1 protein-coding gene is annotated in these 278 nt (G+C 70.9%); it reads left to right on the top strand.

The window, feature by feature from the left end:
- Positions 1 to 278, top strand: a 278-nt coding sequence (locus SB717_RS35360) for a BadF/BadG/BcrA/BcrD ATPase family protein (protein ID WP_410907594.1), incomplete at both ends; no start/stop codon positions are given.

Genomic DNA, 278 nt, shown 5'->3' on the forward strand with positions numbered 1-278 from the left:
GTTCGGCGACGAGGGCTCGGGTTATTGGATCGCCACCCGCGGCCTCAGCGCGTTCACGCGCATGAGCGACGGCCGTCTCCCTCGCGGCCCGCTGTACGCACTGCTGCGCGAACGGCTCGGCGTCCGAACCGACCTGGACGTGATCGGCCTGGTGCTCACAGACTGGCAGAAGGAGCGAACACGGATCGCCGCGCTGTCGACGACGGTCGCCGATGCTGCCGACGCCGGGGACGGGGTCGCCGCACAGATCCTCGCGGACGCTGGGGCAGAGTTCGCCG

The sequence above is a fragment of the Priestia sp. SIMBA_032 genome, assembly GCF_046535215.1.
Classification (GTDB): Bacteria; Bacillota; Bacilli; order Bacillales; family Bacillaceae_H; genus Priestia; species Priestia aryabhattai.